Origin of the sequence: Sinorhizobium mexicanum (assembly GCF_013488225.1) — a bacterium.
GTDB lineage: Bacteria > Pseudomonadota > Alphaproteobacteria > Rhizobiales > Rhizobiaceae > Sinorhizobium > Sinorhizobium mexicanum.
The window spans coordinates 63,415-83,580 of sequence record NZ_CP041240.1; the positions used below are offsets into that span (position 1 = coordinate 63,415).

18 protein-coding genes and 1 pseudogene are annotated in these 20,166 nt (G+C 60.2%); 10 read left to right on the plus strand and 9 right to left on the minus strand.

The features are described from left to right. Positions 1-421 precede the first annotated feature (421 nt). Together FKV68_RS22495 and nodD2 are read left to right on the plus strand one after the other, a co-directional pair. Positions 422-1,438, plus strand: coding sequence for a helix-turn-helix transcriptional regulator (locus FKV68_RS22495; RefSeq protein WP_180942180.1), 1,017 nt, complete (start codon positions 422-424; stop codon positions 1,436-1,438). Positions 1,439-1,953: 515 nt separating this feature from the next. Then, the gene (gene nodD2 / locus FKV68_RS22500; RefSeq protein WP_180942181.1) at positions 1,954-2,928 is read left to right on the plus strand and encodes a transcriptional regulator NodD2; all 975 of its coding nucleotides are present in this window, start codon (positions 1,954-1,956) and stop codon (positions 2,926-2,928) included. A 402-nt stretch (positions 2,929-3,330) separates the two neighbouring features. Here the strand turns inward: nodD2 and FKV68_RS22505 are convergent. Next, positions 3,331-3,590, minus strand: a pseudogene (locus FKV68_RS22505) (IS30 family transposase); the annotation flags it as partial. Between the two features lie 454 nt (positions 3,591-4,044). Between FKV68_RS22505 and FKV68_RS22510 the strand changes: the two are divergent. Beyond that, positions 4,045-5,214: an omptin family outer membrane protease gene (locus tag FKV68_RS22510; RefSeq protein ID WP_180942182.1), complete on the plus strand. Its 1,170-nt coding sequence runs from the start codon at positions 4,045-4,047 to the stop codon at positions 5,212-5,214. Between the two features lie 198 nt (positions 5,215-5,412). Here the strand turns inward: FKV68_RS22510 and FKV68_RS22515 are convergent, their stop codons facing one another. The 5 genes from FKV68_RS22515 to FKV68_RS22535 form a co-directional block, all read right to left on the minus strand. After that, entirely contained in the window at positions 5,413-5,616 is a 204-nt protein-coding gene (locus FKV68_RS22515; protein WP_180942183.1) for a cold-shock protein, read from the minus strand. A gap of 436 nt (positions 5,617-6,052) precedes the next feature. Next, positions 6,053-6,409, minus strand: a complete 357-nt coding sequence (locus FKV68_RS22520; protein ID WP_180942184.1) for a hypothetical protein — start codon at positions 6,407-6,409, stop codon at positions 6,053-6,055. Between the two features lie 68 nt (positions 6,410-6,477). Then, positions 6,478-6,774 (minus strand): hypothetical protein, encoded by a 297-nt coding sequence (locus FKV68_RS22525; RefSeq protein ID WP_180942185.1) that lies wholly within the window; start codon positions 6,772-6,774, stop codon positions 6,478-6,480. A 308-nt stretch (positions 6,775-7,082) separates the two neighbouring features. Continuing rightward, positions 7,083-7,325, minus strand: a complete 243-nt coding sequence (locus tag FKV68_RS22530) for a helix-turn-helix domain-containing protein (RefSeq protein WP_180942186.1) — start codon at positions 7,323-7,325, stop codon at positions 7,083-7,085. 612 nt (positions 7,326-7,937) lie between these two features. Continuing rightward, entirely contained in the window at positions 7,938-8,768 is an 831-nt protein-coding gene (locus FKV68_RS22535) for an AraC family transcriptional regulator (protein ID WP_180942187.1), read from the minus strand. Positions 8,769-8,934: 166 nt separating this feature from the next. Here FKV68_RS22535 and FKV68_RS22540 point away from each other — a divergent pair, with 166 nt between their 5' ends. From FKV68_RS22540 to FKV68_RS22570, 7 genes are all read left to right on the plus strand, one after another. Beyond that, on the plus strand, positions 8,935-10,161 hold the full coding sequence (locus tag FKV68_RS22540) for an MFS transporter (RefSeq protein ID WP_180942188.1): 1,227 nt from the start codon (positions 8,935-8,937) through the stop codon (positions 10,159-10,161). A 54-nt stretch (positions 10,162-10,215) separates the two neighbouring features. After that, a complete protein-coding gene (locus tag FKV68_RS22545) occupies positions 10,216-11,286 on the plus strand; it encodes a mandelate racemase/muconate lactonizing enzyme family protein (RefSeq protein WP_245181570.1) in 1,071 nt (356 codons plus the stop codon). A gap of 159 nt (positions 11,287-11,445) precedes the next feature. Next, complete coding sequence (locus tag FKV68_RS22550) at positions 11,446-12,462, plus strand: amino acid ABC transporter substrate-binding protein (protein ID WP_180942189.1); 1,017 nt, start codon at positions 11,446-11,448, stop codon at positions 12,460-12,462. Between the two features lie 134 nt (positions 12,463-12,596). After that, complete coding sequence (locus FKV68_RS22555; protein WP_427915996.1) at positions 12,597-13,844, plus strand: amino acid ABC transporter permease; 1,248 nt, start codon at positions 12,597-12,599, stop codon at positions 13,842-13,844. A 1-nt stretch (position 13,845) separates the two neighbouring features. Beyond that, positions 13,846-15,135, plus strand: coding sequence for an amino acid ABC transporter permease (locus FKV68_RS22560; protein WP_180942191.1), 1,290 nt, complete (start codon positions 13,846-13,848; stop codon positions 15,133-15,135). A gap of 12 nt (positions 15,136-15,147) precedes the next feature. Next, positions 15,148-15,936 carry an amino acid ABC transporter ATP-binding protein gene (locus tag FKV68_RS22565; RefSeq protein WP_269808462.1) on the plus strand — a complete coding sequence of 263 codons (789 nt, stop codon included), beginning with the start codon at positions 15,148-15,150 and terminating at the stop codon, positions 15,934-15,936. A gap of 115 nt (positions 15,937-16,051) precedes the next feature. Continuing rightward, the gene (locus FKV68_RS22570) at positions 16,052-17,257 is read left to right on the plus strand and encodes a MalY/PatB family protein (RefSeq protein ID WP_180942192.1); all 1,206 of its coding nucleotides are present in this window, start codon (positions 16,052-16,054) and stop codon (positions 17,255-17,257) included. 38 nt (positions 17,258-17,295) lie between these two features. Here the strand turns inward: FKV68_RS22570 and FKV68_RS22575 are convergent, their stop codons facing one another. From FKV68_RS22575 to FKV68_RS22585, 3 genes are read right to left on the minus strand one after another with little or no spacing between them, the layout of a single operon-like run. Then, entirely contained in the window at positions 17,296-17,970 is a 675-nt protein-coding gene (locus tag FKV68_RS22575; RefSeq protein ID WP_180942193.1) for a cupin domain-containing protein, read from the minus strand. Then, a complete protein-coding gene (locus FKV68_RS22580) occupies positions 17,957-18,997 on the minus strand; it encodes an alcohol dehydrogenase (RefSeq protein WP_180942194.1) in 1,041 nt (346 codons plus the stop codon). The genes FKV68_RS22575 and FKV68_RS22580 overlap by 14 nt, the downstream gene beginning before the upstream one ends. 4 nt (positions 18,998-19,001) lie before the next feature. After that, entirely contained in the window at positions 19,002-20,153 is a 1,152-nt protein-coding gene (locus tag FKV68_RS22585; RefSeq protein WP_180942195.1) for a flavin monoamine oxidase family protein, read from the minus strand. Positions 20,154-20,166: the final 13 nt, after the last annotated feature.

Below are 20,166 nucleotides of genomic sequence, written 5' to 3' on the forward strand. Positions count from 1 at the left end.
TGTGTGGGGGCGCCGGTGGGAATTTCCGTCGTCGAAGAGAGGAGACACAGGCAAGCTTGAGGTCGAATGGGATACGGTCTTGTTTACCGGATAGGCAATCAGATCATCGAAGCGGGTGGCTGAAATCGCCGGCGGGGCGTCCGTGTGGTGCACGACTCCTGATGGGATTTCGATTGGTTCTTGGTCCCGCTCTACGTTGCGAAATTTCGTAGCAACCCGGCTAGCCCGGCATGGCACCTTCTTCTTTTCTATATTAGCGCTGTCGTATAAATTTACCTGCTCAGCTTGCTATTGGGTACAGAACGGGCGAGATGCAGACAGCGCGCCGCAATCGGACTGCACGCGCACATCTTTGGGTCAGGTCCTCGGCCATTGAACCAGCAGGAACGATAAAAGCAGCAATACTGAACCTGGAGAATACATGATGGAAAATAGCGCCGGTGATGCCGTTTTTCGATATCGCGGCTCAACGTTCGATAGCATGATCGAAACCCTGGGAGGGGTTTTCGGCACATTCGATGCCGAGCTCGTCGGCCGTGCTCAAGACTTTCATTGGGCGATCGATCTTTCGGCCTGTGAAAGCGCAGCATTGATTACTGGGTACCATCAGACAGGGTTTCAGTTCCGCGCTCAGGGGGCTTCCGATGCAACAGAGCACCTATCGATCGTAGTGCCGCGCAGAGGTGGCATGGGGGTCACGTACGGTTCGCGCATCGCCGAGGCCGGACAAGGGAAATTGCTTCTTTACCGGAATTTCGAGCCTGGCGGCATCTCAATGCACGGGCAATCCAATCTCATAGACGAGTTGGTGCTTGATTGGTCCTTGATCCAACGGACCATTGGCGAAACTTTCGATGTGCCGTTTAATGGCTCGCTCGACCTGTTGCCCGAATTGGATCTGTCAACGCCAGTTGGCAGGACAATCGGCAATATTACGGAAGCGGTCATCGACGGAATACGCGATAATGGCCCCCTTACTCATTCTCCCGTAGCGATGGCACATATTACGCAGGCACTAGCCGACGTGGTAATAAGGATGGTGCCTCATCGGTTGTCGCATTTACTGGATAAGAAGCCTTGCATGATTGCTCCCGGCCATGTCCGCCGCGGGATCGAGTTCATGTGTGCCAATATCAACCGTCCGATTACAATGCCAATGGTGGCAGATGCAGTGGGTGTTTCCACCAGAGCACTCGAAGCGGGTTTTCGTGCTTTCAAGGATACTACGCCTGCTGCCTATCTACAGATGCTTCGGTTACGCGCTGCACGGGAGGACCTGCTCGATCCAGAGAACCGTATGCTTTTGAAAGAAATCTGCCTGAAATGGGGGTTCTTTCAGTTCGGGAGGTTCTCCGCAGTTTATAGGGCGCACTATGGAGAAAATCCGTCCGAGACAAGGAGACGCGTCGGCGGATCATATTCTCGTAGGTCCTCCTGACAAAGCGGATGAACGAGCCCACGAGGCGCGTGAATCGGAAGAAGCCATGCCGTGGATATGCCTCTGCGTCGGCGGATGATCGCCGTTGGTGCCGCTCACTTTCTCCTCGCCAGCATCCGTCGCTCAGCCGCTTCCACAGCGGCCAATTTGTCGTCCGCTTCACGGATGAACTTCGCAAGCGGCCAAGGGGCGCTCCTCGTAGTTTGACCGCCTTAATCGGTGTCGTCGACCGCCAGAAGCTCTTGACCGAACAGGTCGAACTATCGGCACACGATGACGAAAGTCCGACCGTTCACTCGCTGAAAGTCGGCGCGACGCGAGGCTAGATCGCTAGCATTGCCCGAGCACGGCGCGTCCGCAATCCGACACGCCGTATTCAAATTCGCGTTCAATATGCAATTCGCGAATGAAAGTTTCCATACCCCGTCTCTGCACTGTGAAAATGTCAATTTGTATTACTAATAAACGGTGCTGATAGGTCGGATGGCATACATCCACGGTATGGATAAAGAGACATGCGGTTCAAGGGTCTTGATCTAAATCTCCTCGTCGCGCTCGACGCTCTGATGGCCGAGCGTAACCTCACGGCGGCGGCACGCAGCATCAACCTGAGCCAGCCAGCGATGAGCGCGGCCGTCGCGCGGTTGCGCACCTACTTCCGTGATGAGCTGTTTACGATGGCTGGCCGCGAATTTATCCCTACGCCGCGTGCGGAAGGGCTCGCCTCCGCGGTGCGCGAGGCTCTGCTGCACGTTCAGCTCTCGATCATTTCCTGGGAGCCGTTTAACCCGGCTCAGTCGGATCGTCGTTTCAGAATCGTTCTTTCCGATTACGTCACACTCGTCTTTTTTGAAAGGATCGTGGAGCGTGCGGCGCGTGAAGCTCCCGCCGTCAGTTTCGAATTTCGGCCTCCCACCGACGACAATGAGGACCTTCTCCGGCGCGGCGATGTCGATCTGGTAATTCTCCCGGAAATCTTGATGTCGAACGCTCATCCTCGCGCGAAATTGTTCGACGATGTACACGTGTGCGTCGGTTGTCGCACGAACGAGCAACTGTCGGAGCCACTTACATTCGACAGATACATGTCGATGGGCCACGTTGTGGTCAAGTTCGGGAATAGCCGGAGGCCAGGCATCGAGGAATGGTATTTGCTCGAGCATGGTCTCAAGAGACGTACCGACGTCGTCCTACAGGGCTTCAGCATGATTCCGCCCATGCTGGTGGGGACCGAGCGTATAGGAACCATGCCTCTACGGCTGGCGCAGCATTTCGCAAAGACAATTCCTCTGCAGATCGTCGAACTTCCGCTGCCACTTCCCCCATTCACCGAGGCTGTCCAATGGCCTGCCCTTCACGATAGTGACCCGGCAAGCCTGTGGATGCGCGAGATGTTAGTGCAGGAAGCGTCCCGTATGAGTTCGCCGCTTGCCACGGCCGAGCCCCTGATCAACCCGGACCAACACGAGTATTGTCCGGCTCACCTCTGATCCACAAACCTCATCGGGGCCAGGGCTGTAAAATGGGTCGCGCGGCACCCCTTGATGGCGAAGCGCGTCAATGCCGCCGGTACGCTTGTCCGTTCCCCACGCAACCTTGGCGGCGCCTCAATCATGAAGGGACATCTGGCGGGATCGCCCCACGACGCTCGAACGCTGCGGCGAACTAGCGGGCGAGAAGCTGCGCAGCCGCGGATCCGACGTCCTTCGGCGTCGCCCAACGCGTGCTGACGGTTCCCATAAAACGGGGGCTCATCGAGGTGAGATACCACCTCACTAAGGCCGAAGTGGACGCCTCATTGATGCGCCCAATCCAAGGACGTCCCCGTGGTCGGCGTGACCGCACGTTTTCACTGTTCCTGGCGCGGACCGGCGCGCTCGTCCCCGAAGCTGGGCGAACTGGTAGAGCGTCTCGTAGCTGACGGAAATCGACGCTCGAGCCGCATGCGGCCGGCGATCTGCCGTGGCGACCAGCCATCCATGATCCGCTCGATCACCGATTGGCACACATCGGAGAACCGGGCGAGCTTGCGCGGCTTGGCTCTGCGCTCACGCGCCATCTCGTTGGCGGTCACGCAATAATAGTAGCCGCTCAGATCCGGCATCTGAGGGTCCTCAAAAGCATTGCGCTTGAGCTCGCGGAAAATCGCCGAGCTAGGATGGGCCATGGGGGCCCCAACTCGCATCCGTTCGAAATCGAAGCTGGTAGGTGAGGATCACTTCGGCTTCGGGTACGGTCGACGACCAAGCGCCCTTCGTGTTGAGTAAGCGCAGTGTCACACTCTCGACAAATGTCGGACATCGAACGAGGCCATCAATGCCATCTCATTGTTTTAAAACAATGTTGCCGTGTGGCACGATACATGCTTCGACGTCGGCAAAGCGCTGAGCCAAGGAGGAGAAAACATCCCACGATAGCCCGGCGAAGATGGGGTCGCCGCCCGTGAACTGAGCCGATGAAGGGTTTTGCACATTGTGCCCAGCTTGCAGGCTGCGCCCGCGTGAGGGACTGAGGAAGGATGGCCAACCTGTTTTCGGCCCTGCAGCGCGGCAACAGAACTGCCCTTGTCACGGCCAATCGGATCAACTCTTCAGGAAAGGGGGCAAATGACACTTCACATCGGGGTATGTTGGCAAGAAGCACATGGGCGCCATGCGTCAAACGTTGTTGATTCACCAGAGTGCCATTCCATTCCGCATCATCCACATTCACACGACGTGATCCCGCCGGCGAGCAAGTCGCAGCGAGGCGATTCTGCAGCGATGCTGGCTGGCAAATCGGAAAATTCGGCGCGATCACCGGTACGCACCGCGGCGGCTGGAACGCACAACTTGACGTCATTGGCAGTCTTTGCTTTCGGCGCTTTCTGCGCAACTTTGACAGTCGCCACAGCGGCGGAAGAAACAATCTATGCTGCGCCCGACAGTAGCCTTGTGATGGGTTTAGGGTACCTTCGGCTCAAGGGTAACGAGCTTGTCTACAGCGCTGCGGGCAATCGTATCAGCCACTTGATCTGGGAAACCGACGCCCCAGTTCTGACGACGGGCTTCAAGGCTGAGCTTGTTGACAACTGGACTATCTCAGCTAGCGCCGCCATCGGCTTTTCCGGCGATAGCCACATGGAGGACTATGATTGGACCGAACCTTGGGGCTTTGGTCGGGGGGATTGGTCGCATCGGTCGATCCACTCCCATACTGACCTTGACCGTTACATCAACCTTGACATCGCCGCAGGCCGAGACTTTGTGATCAACGATGCGACGGCTATTAACCTGCACGGCGGTTTCAAATACACCGATGTGAAGTGGACCGCCTTTGGTGGCTCGTTCACCTACAGTGTCGATGGCTTCCGGGACACGACGTTCCACCTCCCGGATAGCGAACGTGGCATTAGCTACGAACAGCAATACCCGGGCGTTTTCCTCGGCGTAGAAGCGACCACGAAATTCGGCAATTGGACCCTCTCTGCTCTGCTGCGCAGCGGCGTCAGCGTCGATGCCGGTGATGTTGACAATCACTGGCACCGGAAAGTGCGTTTCGAAGAAGAGTTCAGCACGCTGCTTTTCGTTTCGGTCGGCGCCAAGGCAATTTATCAGGTGACCGACCGCGTCAGCCTCTTCCTGGCCGGCAATCTCGATAGGTACTTCCGCGAGAAAGCTGAGGCGACGGAGTACGACAGGTCGACGAGCCCACCAAGAGTCAATGTCGGCAACGACTTCGCCGGCATGGACCTCTACGCCTTCACCCTATCGTCCGGATTCAAATTCAAGTTCTAAGGAGCCACCGTTGCGACTTGGGACGGTGGTCAGCTGCGAGGCTAACTGCATTACGGTGTTGCTTTCAGCAGTTTTCTTGAGGTCCTGCAAAAGTTTCTCGGTCAGGAAAAGTGAACACAGCTTTAGTTACCGGCGGTTAGGGATATCGTTGGTCTCGAGATTTAGCTTCAAGCACCGGTGACCCTATGAGGTAGCCGATCAGACGGATCTGACGTTTTCCGCTTTCGACTTCCCGGTCTTGCGGTCCTGGCCAAGGTCATAGCTGACCTTCTGACCGTCGCGAAGCAGATTCCCACCCTGCACAGCCGAAACATGGACGAACACGTCCGCTCCGCCATTGTCGGGCGTAATGAAGCCAAAGCCCTTGTCCTGGTTGAAAAATTTTACGGTACCGGTCGCCATGAACATCCTCGTGAGCTGAGCGGCGTCGGCGCCGCCGGCGAAGCTTATTCGCTGCTGCCCGCGCCTGCAACCGCGTTTCTTGAATGAACAACCTTAAGGAAGTCCTGTCTTGAAGCGTCGCGGGCCCATATGGGAGACTGAAAATCAGGTCCAACACGCTTGCTCGTGCTCGAGGTGCCATCCGGTGGGCTGGTGACCCCATCTCAAGATCATTTGTCTATGTCCTTCATTCGAGCTGCTCACATTCGCTCTGGCGGTCAGACCGCCTTTCCGCCAGAGCTGATCTCATGCTGCCGCGGGATCGTAGTGACCACTCTTGGTCACTAACGTCCAGGCGATACGGGGATTCGATTGGCGAGGGCGACCGTGATCAGCATCGGCGGCTTTCTGCCGATGTCTTGCCGGGCTTTTCGTTCGGTCGAATGCCGGCTCGGTGTCAGTCCCATCCAGCCGGAGAAATCCTGCACATGAAGATCTCTGCTGGCGCAGCGAGGGCAGTGGCGATAACGGGTCCTAATCCAGGAATGGCCATCAATCGCTTGGCGACATCTTCGCGTCGGGCCCTGCAAGCGATTTCCTGATCCAGCTCGCGCACCTTGTCGACGAGTGCGCGCAGAGAAAAAGCAGGCACTGGCGGTGATGTTCGGAAACGCGATGTGCAGGTCGGCAGCGTAGCCACTCGTTCTTCGCGGCGCGGATCGGTTCGATATCGATTCAACTTTCGAACGGCAGAGAGGCTGGAGCACATCGCGAATGGGAGAAACATCACGCCATCCAGCGTCAATTGATCCATGCTTTGGGGTCGCAAATGTGGGGGAGGAGCCTTCCACGAGGACGCGAGAGGCAGCCGATGGGGCGAGACTAGGTGAATACCGAGACGAGGACGGACAGCCAGATCAAAACGACTCCCAACGCTAACGCTCGCCTGGCGGCTATGACCTTCTCGTCGCCGTCATTTGCAACGGGGGTCGTCACAATCCAGGGCACCGAGCCAAGCGCTGCAAATCCGGCGAGCGCCAAAATCACAATGACAAGATCGGCGTTGCTCCAGGCGTCGGGCTCATACAATCCCCAGTAGCCAAGGAACGCCATCCCCACTGCGAACATGGTGGCGGAGGCAGAGCAAAGTCCTGCAACAGCACCTGATGGCGCACGCATGTAGCCTCCTTTCCGTGAGGTCAATTCAATGGCGATATCCAATGATGGTGCAGACCGCCTTTGCACATATGTGGCAATGCGCCGTCTCATCCTGATCGGGTTTTTCCGCGCAGTTGGTGCACGAGGATTCACGTACGTCGCATATAAGTTCATTGATTCGGAATCGAAGTTCAACATTCTTGTTGATCGGGACAATCTTCCCGGCTGACGACAAGGAGAGCCGCGTTCAACAAAGCCGCGGCGGCATCAACTGTGTAGCTTTGCACTCAGGGGATTTGGGCTCCGCAAACAGCGCGACGCCCGTTCCGCTAGTTCAGTAGGAACGTGGAGGTTGGCACTCGAAGTGCAGCAGCGATGCGCCGGAGCCTGCCCGGGTCGACATCAGCACCTATTTCAATCCTTGTGATTTCGGCGCCAGTCAGGCCACAGGTTATTGCAAGGTCCTCAACGCTATATCCCACCGCTTCGCGAGATCGCCGAACCGCGGCTGCTATACCGCCGTGGCCTCGGTCTGCGACGGGCGCCCTTATATCTCTCATTGAAGTTGTCATGGGTCGATCCCTCGATGGTGCGCCCTAAGCGAGCCGGCCGTCACAGGAGGTCGGGCAGACAGGATGATGTTGTTGCAGCGCAATATAAGGACAATAAGTATGATGAATATAAGGCAGGCGCTGGTGTCCGGCGAGCGGTGGGTGGGGCAATGGCTGGAGAGGCATCCTTCTGTCGAGATCGTAAGCCGAAACCGTAGCGGATTTATGCGTACTCGCGAGGCGCCGCAAACACGTCAGATGGCAGATCCGTTCCATCTAGGAATAGACGAGCCTTTCCGGCCGCGCCACAGGACGAGCACCGCTGCCGATAGGAGTGTCAGGGGTGCGCCGTGGCGCCCTACCGAGGGCGTATGCCAACCCGTAGGGCGCGTGGCCGGTTGCCGTGTCTTGAGCACCTGCAAACTGGCAGATAATCAATTGGCAAATGTTGCGGTACAGCCAGTTAGAGATCCGCTAAGGTACCTCGGCCCTGGCGCAGGGCTGCACGGGGCAACTGACGACCGTGCAGGTGGAGCGTTTCGACGACAACCTGCCGGAGATCCGGGCCTTCGACCCGCCGGCATGATGGCTGTTCGAGGCCCAACGTGCCCGGCCCAACGGGGGATCCATCGTTCAGCTCTGCACCTTTTGAAAGGCGGAGCCCGTTGGCGCGCTTGCGCTTTCTATGACATGGCGGCGCATGTAAGCTTGGGGACTACTGCCCATTTCGATGCGGAACGCATACACGAAAGCCGATGTCGAGCCGTAACCAAGCTCCATGGCGACTTGTGTTACGCCCAGACCACCGCCCAGAAGCTCTATTGCACGGAAGAGCCGAAGGCGCCGTCTCCATGAGCGCAGGCTCATGCCCAGCTCCGTGTTGAAGCGGCGCGCCAATGTTCGGGGCGAAATATTCAGCGCCAGCCCCCATTCCTCCGGGCTTCGGTCATCCGTCGGGTCCAGATAGAGCGCCTCGCACAGCGCGGTCAACGGCTTGTTGCGCGGCCATGGCAAAGCCGATGGCAGCGGCTGGACCCGCACGAGCTGATCGAGGATGAGGGCGGTCACGCGACCTGAATAGCCATCTCCTTCCGGCTCGCCCTCGAGTTCCGTGGCCTCGATGATCAAGGCCTGCAGCAAGGGTGACATCATGAAGATCGTCGGGACCCTCGGTAAGTTTGCGCCGGCTGCATCCGCGATCCAGAGGCTTCGAAATACCGCGCCGAGAAGCGAGCCGACGCGGTGCACGACGCCGGTCGGCAACCACACTGCCTGATCCGGCGTGATCACGAAGGATTGGGCTTCCGTGTAAACCGTCAGCACGCCGGAGATCGCATAGACCAGCTGGTGCCAGGTATGGGAGTGGTCCGGAAAATAATGACGCGCGGGAATGGATTGCGCTCGCACGGTGATCGGTTGAGGAGGACGAACCCCGGGTGGCGCGGTGATCGGATGCCAGATCATGTTTATCTCTCGTTTTGGCAGGTACTCTACATAGATTGTCGGTCCATTGAAATACAGCCAAATCGAAATTCGCTAATCTTTGGTCAAATCGAATGCCAAGTGCCTTTTCCGCCCGACGCGACCAGACCTCGCGCCGGACCAGTCCTCTCATGCCCTGTGAAGCCGGATGTCAGAAATTACCGCAAGCAAAGTGCTCGAACCCGCTGCCTCTTCTCATTATGACGCCGCACGCGGCAACCTTGCGAGGCTGACCATTGCACAGGCGTTGGGGGGCGCGAATTCGGCCGTCATCTATTCCACCGGGGCGATCGCCGGAAACACGCTTGCTCCTACCCCCGCGCTCGCCACGATGCCGATATCGATGTTCGTGGTGGGGATGGCGGTCTCGACGCTGCCCGCCGGTGCCATCGCGCAACACTACGGCCGCCGTACGGCATTTCTGGTTGGGACGGGCTGCGGCGTGCTCGTCGGGTTGCTGGCGGCGGTCGCGGTGGTGATCGGCTCATTCTGGCTATACTGCGCCGCGACGTTCTTCGGGGGCGTCTATGCCGCCGTAGTGCTTTCCTTCCGTTTCGCGGCCGCAGACTGCGTGCCGGCTGAACGGCGCCCACGCGCCCTGTCCTTCGTCATGGCGGGCGGTGTCGTCGCCGGGGTGATCGGGCCGCAGCTTGTCAACAACACCATGTATCTCTGGATGCCGCATATGTTCGCGGCGAGCTACCTCGCACAGGCGGCGGTGGCGGCACTCTCCGCACTGCTACTGATCGGCGTTCGCCTTCCGGTGCCGACCAAGGTGGAGGCCGCGGGCGGTCGTCCCGTTGGTGTTATAGCCCGCCAGCCCCGGTTCATCACGGCGGTCATCTGCGGGGTCGTCTCCTACCTGCTCATGAACTTCCTGATGACCGCGGCACCCTTGGCCATGCAGCTCTGCGGCCTGTCGCAGGAGTCCTCCAACCTCGCCATTCAATGGCACGTGGTCGCGATGTATGCCCCAAGTTTCTTCACCGGTCGGCTGATCACGCGCTTCGGCGCACCCCGCGTGGTCATGACGGGCCTGGTGCTGACGGGCATCTCCGCGGCCGTCGGATTGACGGGGGTCGATGTGGCGCATTTCTGGATCACCCTGATCGTGCTCGGTGTCGGCTGGAACTTCGGTTTCCTCGGTGCGTCGGCCCTGGTGCTCGAGTGTCACCGCCCCGAGGAAAAGGCGCGGGTTCAGTCGCTCAATGACTTCGCCGTATTCGGGACGATGACTCTCGGCTCATTTCTCTCCGGAGGCCTCCTGACGGCATACGGCTGGAACACCATCCTCGCGCTCTCCTTCATTCCCCTCGTGCTCGCCCTTTTTGCGCTGGGCGGGACCTATGTGCGCGGTGCGGCGGGGTCGCGGTGACTGCGATAGGCGCAACCTCAACGACCGGGTGAAACGCTAGCTGGAGTGGCCGCAATGAAGATAACCAAAGTCGAAACGCTGGAAATCGACCTCTCCGGACAGAATGGCATCGCGCTCTGGCGACCCATCTTCGCGCGCATCCACACCGATGAGGGCATCACCGGGCTCGGTGAGGCTGCACTGGCGTTCGGAACGGCATCCGAAGCCGTGGGGCCGATGATCGTCAAGCTCGCCGAGCGTTTCGTTCTCGGTCATGACCCGAACGACACCGAGACCCTATGGGAGCACATGCTGCGCCAATCTTTCTGGGCGCAAGGCGGCGGACCGGTGATCTTCGGCGCCATGAGCGCGCTTGATGCAGCGCTCTGGGACATCAAGGGCAAGGCTGCCGGGCTGCCGGTGCACCGCCTGCTCGGGGCGAAAACGCCGGAACCGCTACGCTGCTATGCGAGCCAATTGCATTTCGGCTGGGAGGCGGAGCACAGGATGCACGACGACCCAGCCGAATACCGCGAAACCGCGCAGAAAGTGCGGGAAGAGGGGTATGGCTGCGTCAAGCTCTGTCCCCTCTATGTCGCGGCGGGCGGCGGACGTGCACGGCATCGTGGTCTTCTGACACCGCAAAACCGCAAGCTGGCGAAGGCCCGAATGGAAGCCATCCGGGAAGGGGTTGGGTCGGATGTCGATGTCATCATCGAACTGAATGGACCGACCTCGACCGCATCCGCGCTTCAGATCGCGGATATGTTCGCTGACTTCGGCGTGCTCTTCATCGAAGAACCGACCCACTACAACAGCCCCGAAGCCCATCTGAAGGTGGCGGCGCGTTCGTCGATCCCGATGGCGACCGGGCTTCCTGCCCTATCTGCAGGCCGGCGCCATTTCCGAAGGCATGAAGATCGCGCATCTCGCGCATGCCTTCGACGTCGGGGTTCAGGCGTATGTCTGCGGCTCGCCGCTCTGCTCGGCGGTCGCGCTTCAATTCGAAGCGGCCATCCCGAATTTCGAGATCCACGAGCACCCACACCTTTGCGCTCAAGTCCTGCAATCGCGACCTGTTCGAGGAAGACCTCCAACCGGTCAACGGCCGGTTGGTGGTGCCGACTGAACCGGGCTTCGGGATGACTCTGAGGAAGGATGCCGAACAGCGCATGGAAATTGCCTCGGTCAGTCTGAGGTGAAGAAGGATCACCGCACGTGGAGCAAACCGACAGGAGGATTGAACAGAACTCAGCAACGGCACTCAAAATTAAGTTTCGCTAACAAAACCAATGGGGAACGAAAATGAAGAAATCTCTATTCCTGGTAACACTCGGCGCAGTGGCTCTCCTATCCGGCACGGCTACAGCGGGCACGCTCGACGAGGTAAAGGCGCGCGGCAAACTCAATTGCGGCGTCAGTTCGGGTACCGCAGGCTTTTCAGCTCCCGACGCGAAGGGTGTATGGCAGGGCTTCGACGTCGCATTCTGCCGGGCCGTCGCTGCGGCCGTGCTCGGCGATCCGATGAAGGTCGAGTTTGTTCCGACAACCGGACAGACCCGCTTCACCGCCCTTGCCTCGGGCGAGATCGATCTGCTCTCGCGCGCCACCACCTGGACCTTTTCGCGCGACACGGACCTTAAGCTCACCTTCGCGGGCACCAACTTCTATGACGGGCAGGCCTTCCTGGTAAAGAAGGAGCTTGGTGTCTCCTCGGCCAAGGATCTCAACGGCGCTACCGTCTGCATCCAGTCCGGCACCACCACCGAGCTCAACCTTGCGGAATATTTCCGCATCAACAAAATGACCTACGAACCGGTGCCGGTCGATTCAAGCGCCGAAGGCGAGCGCCAATATCAGGCGGGAGCGTGCGACGTCTATACAAGCGACGGCTCCGACCTTGCCTCGGTGCGCGCCAGTTTCCCAAACCCATCCGATCACGTCATCCTGCCCGAAATCATCTCGAAGGAACCGCTTGGACCGATCGTGCGCCAGGGTGACGAGCAGTGGGCGGACATCGTGCACTGGACGCAGAGCGCGCTTTTCGCCGCCGAGGAACTGGGCGTGACCAAGGCCAATGCCGACCAGCTCGCCGATGACTCGGACAATCCGGAAATCAACCGGCTTCTCGGCAAGGAGGGCGATCTCGGCAAGATGCTGGGTCTCGATGTCGAATGGGCCAGGCGTGCTATCGCGGCCGGCGGAAACTACGGCGAGATCTTCGCTGCCAATCTCGGCGATCAAACGCCTATCCGCCTCGAGCGGGGGCTCAACGCGCTCTGGACCAAGGGCGGCCTGATGTACGCCCAGCCGTTCCGGTGAGAACGCCCTTGTGGCGCGCGGTTTGAAGACCGCGCGCCCTTCCTGACGAAACGCATGACCGCGCTGCATCCCGCCGTCACCGGCATGGGGAACGCTGCGACGTACTTGCAGGGATTTCGCCAATGACAAACGCAATCGCTTTTCCGACGCGGGAGCCGCACCAGGCTTTTCATTTGAGCATGCTTCTCAACGATAGTCGGTACCGCTCCTACACGATCCAGATCTTCGTTCTGATGTGCCTCATGCTGGGGATTGCCTGGCTGGTGGACAACACGGTGCGCAACCTCGCGCTTCTGGGCAAGGATTTCTCCTTCTCATTTCTGTGGAGCACCGCGGGCTACGACATCAATCAGCGGCTCATAGAATACGACACGCAGATGACCCACGGCCGCGCAGCTCTTGTGGGGCTCTTGAACACGGTCGTCCTCGGTGTTCTGTCCTGCGCTCTGGCGACGATCATTGGTGTAGTTGCCGGTGTGCTTCGGCTGTCCGGCAATCCGATCGTGGCGCGGCTGATGGCCGTCTATGTCGAGGTCTTCCGAAACATTCCGCTCTTACTCTGGATCCTCGTCTTCGGCGCGATCATGAGCGAGGCCGTGCCGGCGCCAAACGCATTCAAAGGCGAGAATGCCACCGCGAGCATGATCTTCGGCGCGGTAGCCATTACCAATCGCGGCGTGTTCATTCCCGAGCCGCTGTTTACCCGTGGTCTCGGTACGCTCAATCTCGGAATCGTTGAGCCGAGCCTGAACGCCATCGCAGTCCTGGTGGTCGTCATTGCGTGCGTCCTCGTCAGTCGGGTACTGGTGCGCCATGCCAACCGGGAGCAGAGCCAGACTGGTGTCAGGCCGGTGATTTGGTGGAAGACCATTACCGTCCTACTCGCCCCGCCGCTCCTTCTCTGGGCGCTCGGCTTTCATCTCGGCTATCCCGAACTGCGTGGTTTCAATTTCCAGGGCGGAGTGCAGCTTCGAAATTCGCTGATCGCAATGTGGCTTGGGCTCAGCATCTACACCGGCGCCTTCATTGCCGAGAACGTGCGTGCAGGCATTCTGGCCATCTCGAAGGGCCAGACCGAGGCCGCCCATGCACTCGGCCTTCGGCCGGGTAAGACAATGCGGCTGGTGATCCTGCCGCAGGCGCTTCGGGTCATCGTGCCGCCGCTGATCTCGCAATATCTCAACATCACCAAGAACACCTCGCTCGGGTTGGCGGTCGGCTACATGGACCTGCGCTCGACGCTCGGCGGGATCACGATCAACCAGACCGGTCGCGAACTCGAAGGAATGCTGCTGCTCATGCTGATCTACCTGTCGCTGAGCCTGATCATCTCCGGGTCGATGAACGCCTACAATGCCCGCGTCGGGCTGAAGGAGCGTTGATATGAGCGAACGCAATCCTGCCTTTGTCCGCGGCGAGATGCTGCCCGCGCGCGAGCCGCCCGCCGGTCAGACGGGTCTGCTCAAGTTGCTGCGCGAGAATTTCTTCAAAGACTGGCTGAGCGCACTCCTGACGGTGATGTCACTCATCGTATCGGTCTGGTTCGTCTGCTCAGTGTTTCCTTGGCTGTTCGACTCCGTCTGGTACGCGCATTCGCTCAGTGAATGTCGTGAGATCCTCAATGGCGCGGAGGGCGCTTGCTTTGCGGTGATCCGCGATCGTTGGACGCAGCTTCTGTTCGGCTTCTATCCGCCCGTGCAGTATTGGCGGCCGGTACTTGCCTTCGCGCTGATGGTCGTGGCGCTGGCGCCGATCCTGTTCCCGCCTGTGCCGCGCAGGCTGCTCCGGTTCAGCGTCGTCTTCCCAGGCCTCGCCTACTGGCTGATCTGGGGCGGAACCCTTTGGCTTCCTGTCGTGGTCTATGGAGGCTTTGCCGTCGGAGCAGTCTTGTTGCGGATGACGGCGCGGCTCGGTGCAGGTCTTGGCGCGGGGCTGGCAATTGTGAGTGTGCTGACCTGGTGGTTCGTCGCGCCGGGGCCGGTCACGACGGTGCTCGAGCAGCTTCTGCCGCTGTCGCTTGCCCCCGTCGCCTCGCGCGAAATGGGCGGATTCCTGCTGTCGATCGTCATCGGGGTCACCGGCATTTCCTTGTCGCTGCCTCTTGGCATCGTTCTGGCGCTGGGGCGGCGCTCGAAAATGCCGCTCGTGAAGACGATCAGCGTCGTCTTCATCGAGTTCATCCGCGGTGTGCCGCTGATCACGCTGCTGTTCACCGCCTCGCTGCTCCTCAACTACTTCCTGCCGCCGGGAACGAACTTCGACCTAATCCTGCGCGTGATCATCATGGTGACTCTGTTTGCCACCGCCTATATGGCCGAGGTGATCCGTGGCGGTTTGGCGGCCCTGCCTCGAGGTCAGTATGAGGCGGCCGAAGCGCTCGGCCTCGACTATTGGAAGGCGCAGCGGCTGGTCATCATGCCGCAGGCGCTCAAGATCTCGATCCCCGGCATCGTCAATTCCTTCATCGGCCTCTTCAAAGACACGACCCTGGTCGTCTTTATCGGTCTCCTGGACCCGATCGCGCTTTCCAATTCGATCCGGGCGGCGACCGACTGGCAGGGGATCTACTGGGAGCTCTTCATCTTCATCGGCGCCCTGTTCTTCGTCTTCTGCTTCGGCATGTCGCGCTACTCGATGCATCTCGAGCGCCGACTCAAAACCGACCACCGTTAAGGAGCCATCACCATGGAACCGCATATTGAAACCGTGATCGATCGCAACCGAATGATGGTGTCGGACGAGATCGCGATCCGGATCGAGAACATGAACAAGTGGTACGGAAATTACCACGTCCTTCGCGACATCAACCTCACTGTGAGGCGCGGCGAGCGCATCGTCATCGCGGGGCCCTCCGGATCGGGAAAATCGACGATGATCCGCTGCATCAACCGCCTCGAAGAGCATCAGGCGGGCCGAATAGTCGTCGACGGGATCGAACTGTCTTCGGACCTGAAGGACATCGACAAGGTGCGTTCGGAAGTGGGCATGGTGTTCCAGCACTTCAATCTCTTCCCGCACCTGACCATCCTCGAAAATTGCACGCTTGCTCCGATCTGGGTACGCGAGATCCCCAGCAAGGACGCCATCGACGCGGCGATGCACTTCCTGGAGAAGGTCAAGATCCCCGAGCAGGCACACAAATATCCCGGCCAGCTATCGGGAGGACAGCAGCAGCGGGTGGCGATCGCCCGTTCGCTCTGCATGAAGCCGAAGATTATGCTCTTCGACGAGCCGACCTCTGCGCTCGACCCCGAGATGATCAAGGAGGTGCTCGACACGATGATCGAGCTTGCCGAAGAGGGAATGACCATGCTCTGCGTCACGCACGAAATGGGTTTCGCGCAAGCGGTGGCCAATCGGGTGGTCTTCATGGACCAGGGGCAGATCGTCGAAGAGAATAATCCGCACGACTTCTTCACTAACCCCCAGTCTGAGCGCACCCGGCTGTTTCTCAGTCAGATCCTCTGGCACTGAAATCGATCTGCGCCGACCGGCAGCTCAATGCGAACCTTCCAGTTCGGCCATCAGGTGGCCTCTGTGAGGAAGTTTCAAAACTGGCGCCACTGACCAATCCAACTTGAGGTCCCCTATGAATATTCGCGCACACACAAACTGCCTAGATGAGTTGATCGATCGCCGCGGCTCGAATTCGCTGAAATGGGATTGTGCGAAGGCGTTCCTACCGCCGGAGGCGGCGAATGCCGATCCGCTGCCGATGTGGGTCGCCGACATGGATTTCCGCACGCCCCAGCCGGTGATCGATGCGCTGGTCGGGGCCGCGCAGGCCGGTATGTTCGGCTACTCCGCCGGCACGCGTGAGAGCTACATTGACGCCGTGACCGGCTGGCAACAGCGCCGCTTCGGCTTCGAGGTCGTACCCGACTGGGTGGTGCCGGTCTCAGGCGTGATCACTGCGCTCAAGACCATCGTGCAGGCCTTTTCGGCTCCAGGCGACAGTGTCCTGATCCAGCCGCCGGTCTATGCGCATTTCCACGACGACGTGCTCCTCAACGGACGGCTTCCCATCAGTGCGCCGCTCATCCGGACCGAGACCGGCTATCGCTACGACGCCGGCGTATTCGAGGCTGCGATCCGCCCGAACACGAAGATCTTCATCCTCTCGAACCCGCACAATCCGACGGGGAATGTCTGGACGGAAGATGAACTGCGCAGCATGGGCGAGATCTGCGCCCGCCGCGGAATTCTCGTTGTCTCCGATGAAATTCACCAGGACCTGATCATGAACCCGGCCCGCCGGCATGTGCCGTTCGCCAGCCTGTCCGCGGCGTTCGCGGAGCAGTCGATCACCTGCACCGCGCCCTCCAAGACCTTCAACCTGCCGGGCCTGCAATGCGCGAATGCCTTCATTCCCAACCCGCGCCTTAGGGCAGAATTCAAGCGCCAGTTGGAGCGCAACCTCTACCCCAAGGTGAACTCGATGGGCATGGTTGCCACCGAGGCCGCCTACACCTATGGCGAGACGTGGCTTGAAAGCCTTCTTGCCTATGTCCGGGCCAATCACGCGCATTTCGCGAGCGAGATCAACGGACTGAACGCCGGCCTCAAGGTGCTTCCGGCGGACGCACTTTATCTGGCGTGGATGGATTGCCGGGCTTTGGGCCTGGATGCCGTAGCGCTCGAGACGTTCATGCTGACCACGGCGCGGATTTGGCTCGACAAGGGGCAGAAGTTCGGCATGGAGGGGCATGGCTATTTGCGTGTGAACCTCGGCTGTCCGCGGGCCACGGTGGACGAGGCGATTGCCCGGCTCAAGGCTGCCGTTGCAGTGGGATAGCCGTGCCGCAACGGCGGGGCCTAAGTTTCAGCGGTGTTTCAAGCCTGCAGCACGTCCGGGTGCTGAAGGGGCGCATCCTTGATCCAGATATCAGCGCCCTCGGGTCCGGTCATCGCCTCAAGCGGCAGGCCAGCGGGCAAACGCCCCCAGCTCTGCGCTTCCAGTTGCTCGGCGCCAACTGTCAGGCTGCCGGAAAGCACGAGGAATTCGAGGCCGCGGAAATTTTCGACCGTTATGGTGGCCTCGGGCCGCCAGCGCTCGATCGATACGCGTTCCTGCCCGTCGTCGAACAGGATACGCGCTGCCTCGGCTCCCTCGCGCAAGGGTGCTGTCTCACCCTCGCCAGGCTGGCGAACGATCTGCGTTTCGTCGCCTTCGCGATACTGCCAGAGACGCACGAAGATCGTGCAGCCATCCTTCGACGCCGGCACATGGGAGGTGCCGGGCGGGTTGCGGAAGTAGCAGCCTGCGGGATAGTCACCGTGTTCGTCCTGGAACGTGCCCTCGAGCACGAGAATTTCCTCGCCGCCGCTATGGACGTGGCGGGGGAAGGCGCTTCCCGGCGCATAGCGCACGATCGTGGTGGCGCGCGCAACTTCGCCGCCGACGCGATAGAGCATGCGGCGATCGACGCCGGCGGACGGACTGGCGACCCAGTCGAGCTTGGCCGAATGGACGATAACCGGTTTCGTCAGGTCTTCATTGATGCGCATTGATCTGGTCTCCCATCGTGAGCACGGTCCGGAACTTCGCGTCCCCGGATCTCATCTTCTGGACGGCTTCCTGGGCTCTCTCCAGCGGCATGGTCTCGATCATCGGTCGCACACCCGTAAGCACACTGAAATCAAGCGTCTTTTCGTTCTCATACGGGGAGCCGGTGATCGAGCCGATAATGCCCCGCTCAGCCCCCACCAGGTATCCTGTCGAGACCGGCAGTGGATCCTTGCCGACGCCAAGCACGATCAGACGCCCCTCCGGCTGTAGCGCGGGCATCAGCGCGGTAACGGCTGTCGGATTGCCGGTCGTGGTCAGGATCGCTTTCGCGCCGCCCAACCCGTTCAGCACATCTGCGGCGTTTTCGCTCTCCATGTCGATGTAGCGATGCGCGCCCAGGTTCAACGAATCGGTGGCGATATCCTCGCCTCGACCTACCGCCACCACCCGAAATCCCATCCTGCGGGCATATTGGAGCGCCATGTGGCCGAGGCCTCCGATTCCGAGAATGGCGACGGTGTCACCCGCTTCGGCGCCCGATTTTTTCAAGGCATTGAACGTGGCGACACCCGCGCAGAGGATGGGTGCCGCTTCTTCTGACGACAATTCGTCCGGGATAGAGACAAGGCCTGCTGCACGCGCGATCATCATCTCGGCATAGCCGCCGTCGCAGGAAGATCCGACAATCGGTCGGTTGCGGCAGAGGTTGAAACGTCCTCGCCGGCACTCGCCGCATTCGTTGCAATGACCGCCCAGACGGCCAACGCCGACGCGCTGTCCCACCTTCCAGATCGATGGCGTGTTTGGACCGAGTGCTACGATGCAGCCGACGACCTCGTGACCGGGAACACGAGGCGGATCCAGCGCCGGATCGGCCCGGTCGATATCGCTGGCATCGGCGCCGCAGATACCGCAGGCTTCGACGGCGATCAGCACCTCATTCACCCCTGGCTCCGGCGTTGGCCGCTCCACCAGTTCCAGACGACCGGGTGTCGTGACCTGCATGGCTCGATAGGTAGTCTTCATGGTTTCAATTCCCCACGGTTTGGGATGCTTCGGTGAAAGCCGTGAATGTGTGCGTCTCGACCTTGCTCAGTCTGCCGATGAGTTCGGTTGTGATCCGGGTGGCGGCTTCGACCGCACCGGCCAGGTACCCAGGTTCACTGATGCTGGTTTCGCTCCCGGCGAGCGAAATATAATCGCGCCATTTTCCGTTGACCCATGGCCGTCGATCGGGGGTGGGATGGCCACCGGCCTGCCTGTCGTCCGCAGTTGCAGTCAACGGGTCGTCCGTCCAGTCCTTGAACAATGTCGCGCGGGGACTGGTGGCCTCCGGCCCGAACATGTGGGCGAGTTGCTGAACCGAAGCGGCGATGATTGCATCGCGTCCGACCGATGCGCGCTCACCCGCCGGGACGCCGACGAAGCCAAAAAGCGCGGCTCGGCCCGAGGCGGTTGTCGCATCGTGAATCTCAACCAGGGGCCCCACCATGCTTTGCGCCGTTCCCGAGAGGCCGGCGTCGCGCCAGAATGGGCGGTCATAGAGTGCGAAGAACTTGGCATGTGGCGCCATCCAGGTCGGGGTTTTCCGCCATCGCTCGGCTGTCGCGTAGTCGAGCGCTGGCGAAAACAAAAACTTTGCCTCGATGAGACGCGGCGGCAGTGCGAACAGAACATGCGCCGCCTGCTCTTTATGGGACGACCCGCTCGCATCGACGTACTGCACAACGACGCCTTCGCCGTCGAGCGAGACGTGCGTCACGCGGGCATTCAGTTGAATGCTTTTTGCGGGCAGGCTTTCGGCAAGCGTCGATATGATCGCACCCGTGCCCCCGACGAGCCGCATGGACTGCGGTTCCTGCCGTATTCCGCGATAGCGCTGAGGAGCTTCGCGGGACATCCGCTGAAAGATCACGTCGCCATCGCTGTTCTGCTCGAAGTAGTTCAGCCCGAGATGGTGGACGAAGTTGCAGAGCGCTGGCTGCATGTCGGGCCAAAACCACGAGGGGCCAAGATCGAAGCCGTCGCCCGATGGTTCACCGCTGGCGTCGATGGAGAGAATGCGTCCGCCCAGGCGCTCACGGGCCTCAAGAAGCTGAAAGCCGAGGCCGGCTTGATGGAGGAGCCGGGCCGCGGTCAGGCCTGCAAGCCCGCCGCCAACGATCAGAATGGATTGTGACAAGGGACAGCTCCTC

What these genes read in the sequence shown, in the direction of transcription:
- FKV68_RS22495 (WP_180942180.1), top strand. Translation starts at nt 422, where the DNA reads ATGATGGAAAATAGCGCCGGTGATGCCGTTTTTCGATATCGCGGCTCA.
- nodD2 (WP_180942181.1), top strand. Translation starts at nt 1,954, where the DNA reads ATGCGGTTCAAGGGTCTTGATCTAAATCTCCTCGTCGCGCTCGACGCT.
- FKV68_RS22510 (WP_180942182.1), top strand. Translation starts at nt 4,045, where the DNA reads ATGACACTTCACATCGGGGTATGTTGGCAAGAAGCACATGGGCGCCAT.
- FKV68_RS22515 (WP_180942183.1), bottom strand. Translation starts at nt 5,616, where the DNA reads ATGGCGACCGGTACCGTAAAATTTTTCAACCAGGACAAGGGCTTTGGC.
- FKV68_RS22520 (WP_180942184.1), bottom strand. Translation starts at nt 6,409, where the DNA reads ATGGATCAATTGACGCTGGATGGCGTGATGTTTCTCCCATTCGCGATG.
- FKV68_RS22525 (WP_180942185.1), bottom strand. Translation starts at nt 6,774, where the DNA reads ATGCGTGCGCCATCAGGTGCTGTTGCAGGACTTTGCTCTGCCTCCGCC.
- FKV68_RS22530 (WP_180942186.1), bottom strand. Translation starts at nt 7,325, where the DNA reads ATGACAACTTCAATGAGAGATATAAGGGCGCCCGTCGCAGACCGAGGC.
- FKV68_RS22535 (WP_180942187.1), bottom strand. Translation starts at nt 8,768, where the DNA reads ATGATCTGGCATCCGATCACCGCGCCACCCGGGGTTCGTCCTCCTCAA.
- FKV68_RS22540 (WP_180942188.1), top strand. Translation starts at nt 8,935, where the DNA reads ATGTCAGAAATTACCGCAAGCAAAGTGCTCGAACCCGCTGCCTCTTCT.
- FKV68_RS22545 (WP_245181570.1), top strand. Translation starts at nt 10,216, where the DNA reads ATGAAGATAACCAAAGTCGAAACGCTGGAAATCGACCTCTCCGGACAG.
- FKV68_RS22550 (WP_180942189.1), top strand. Translation starts at nt 11,446, where the DNA reads ATGAAGAAATCTCTATTCCTGGTAACACTCGGCGCAGTGGCTCTCCTA.
- FKV68_RS22560 (WP_180942191.1), top strand. Translation starts at nt 13,846, where the DNA reads ATGAGCGAACGCAATCCTGCCTTTGTCCGCGGCGAGATGCTGCCCGCG.
- FKV68_RS22565 (WP_269808462.1), top strand. Translation starts at nt 15,148, where the DNA reads ATGGAACCGCATATTGAAACCGTGATCGATCGCAACCGAATGATGGTG.
- FKV68_RS22570 (WP_180942192.1), top strand. Translation starts at nt 16,052, where the DNA reads ATGAATATTCGCGCACACACAAACTGCCTAGATGAGTTGATCGATCGC.
- FKV68_RS22575 (WP_180942193.1), bottom strand. Translation starts at nt 17,970, where the DNA reads ATGCGCATCAATGAAGACCTGACGAAACCGGTTATCGTCCATTCGGCC.
- FKV68_RS22580 (WP_180942194.1), bottom strand. Translation starts at nt 18,997, where the DNA reads ATGAAGACTACCTATCGAGCCATGCAGGTCACGACACCCGGTCGTCTG.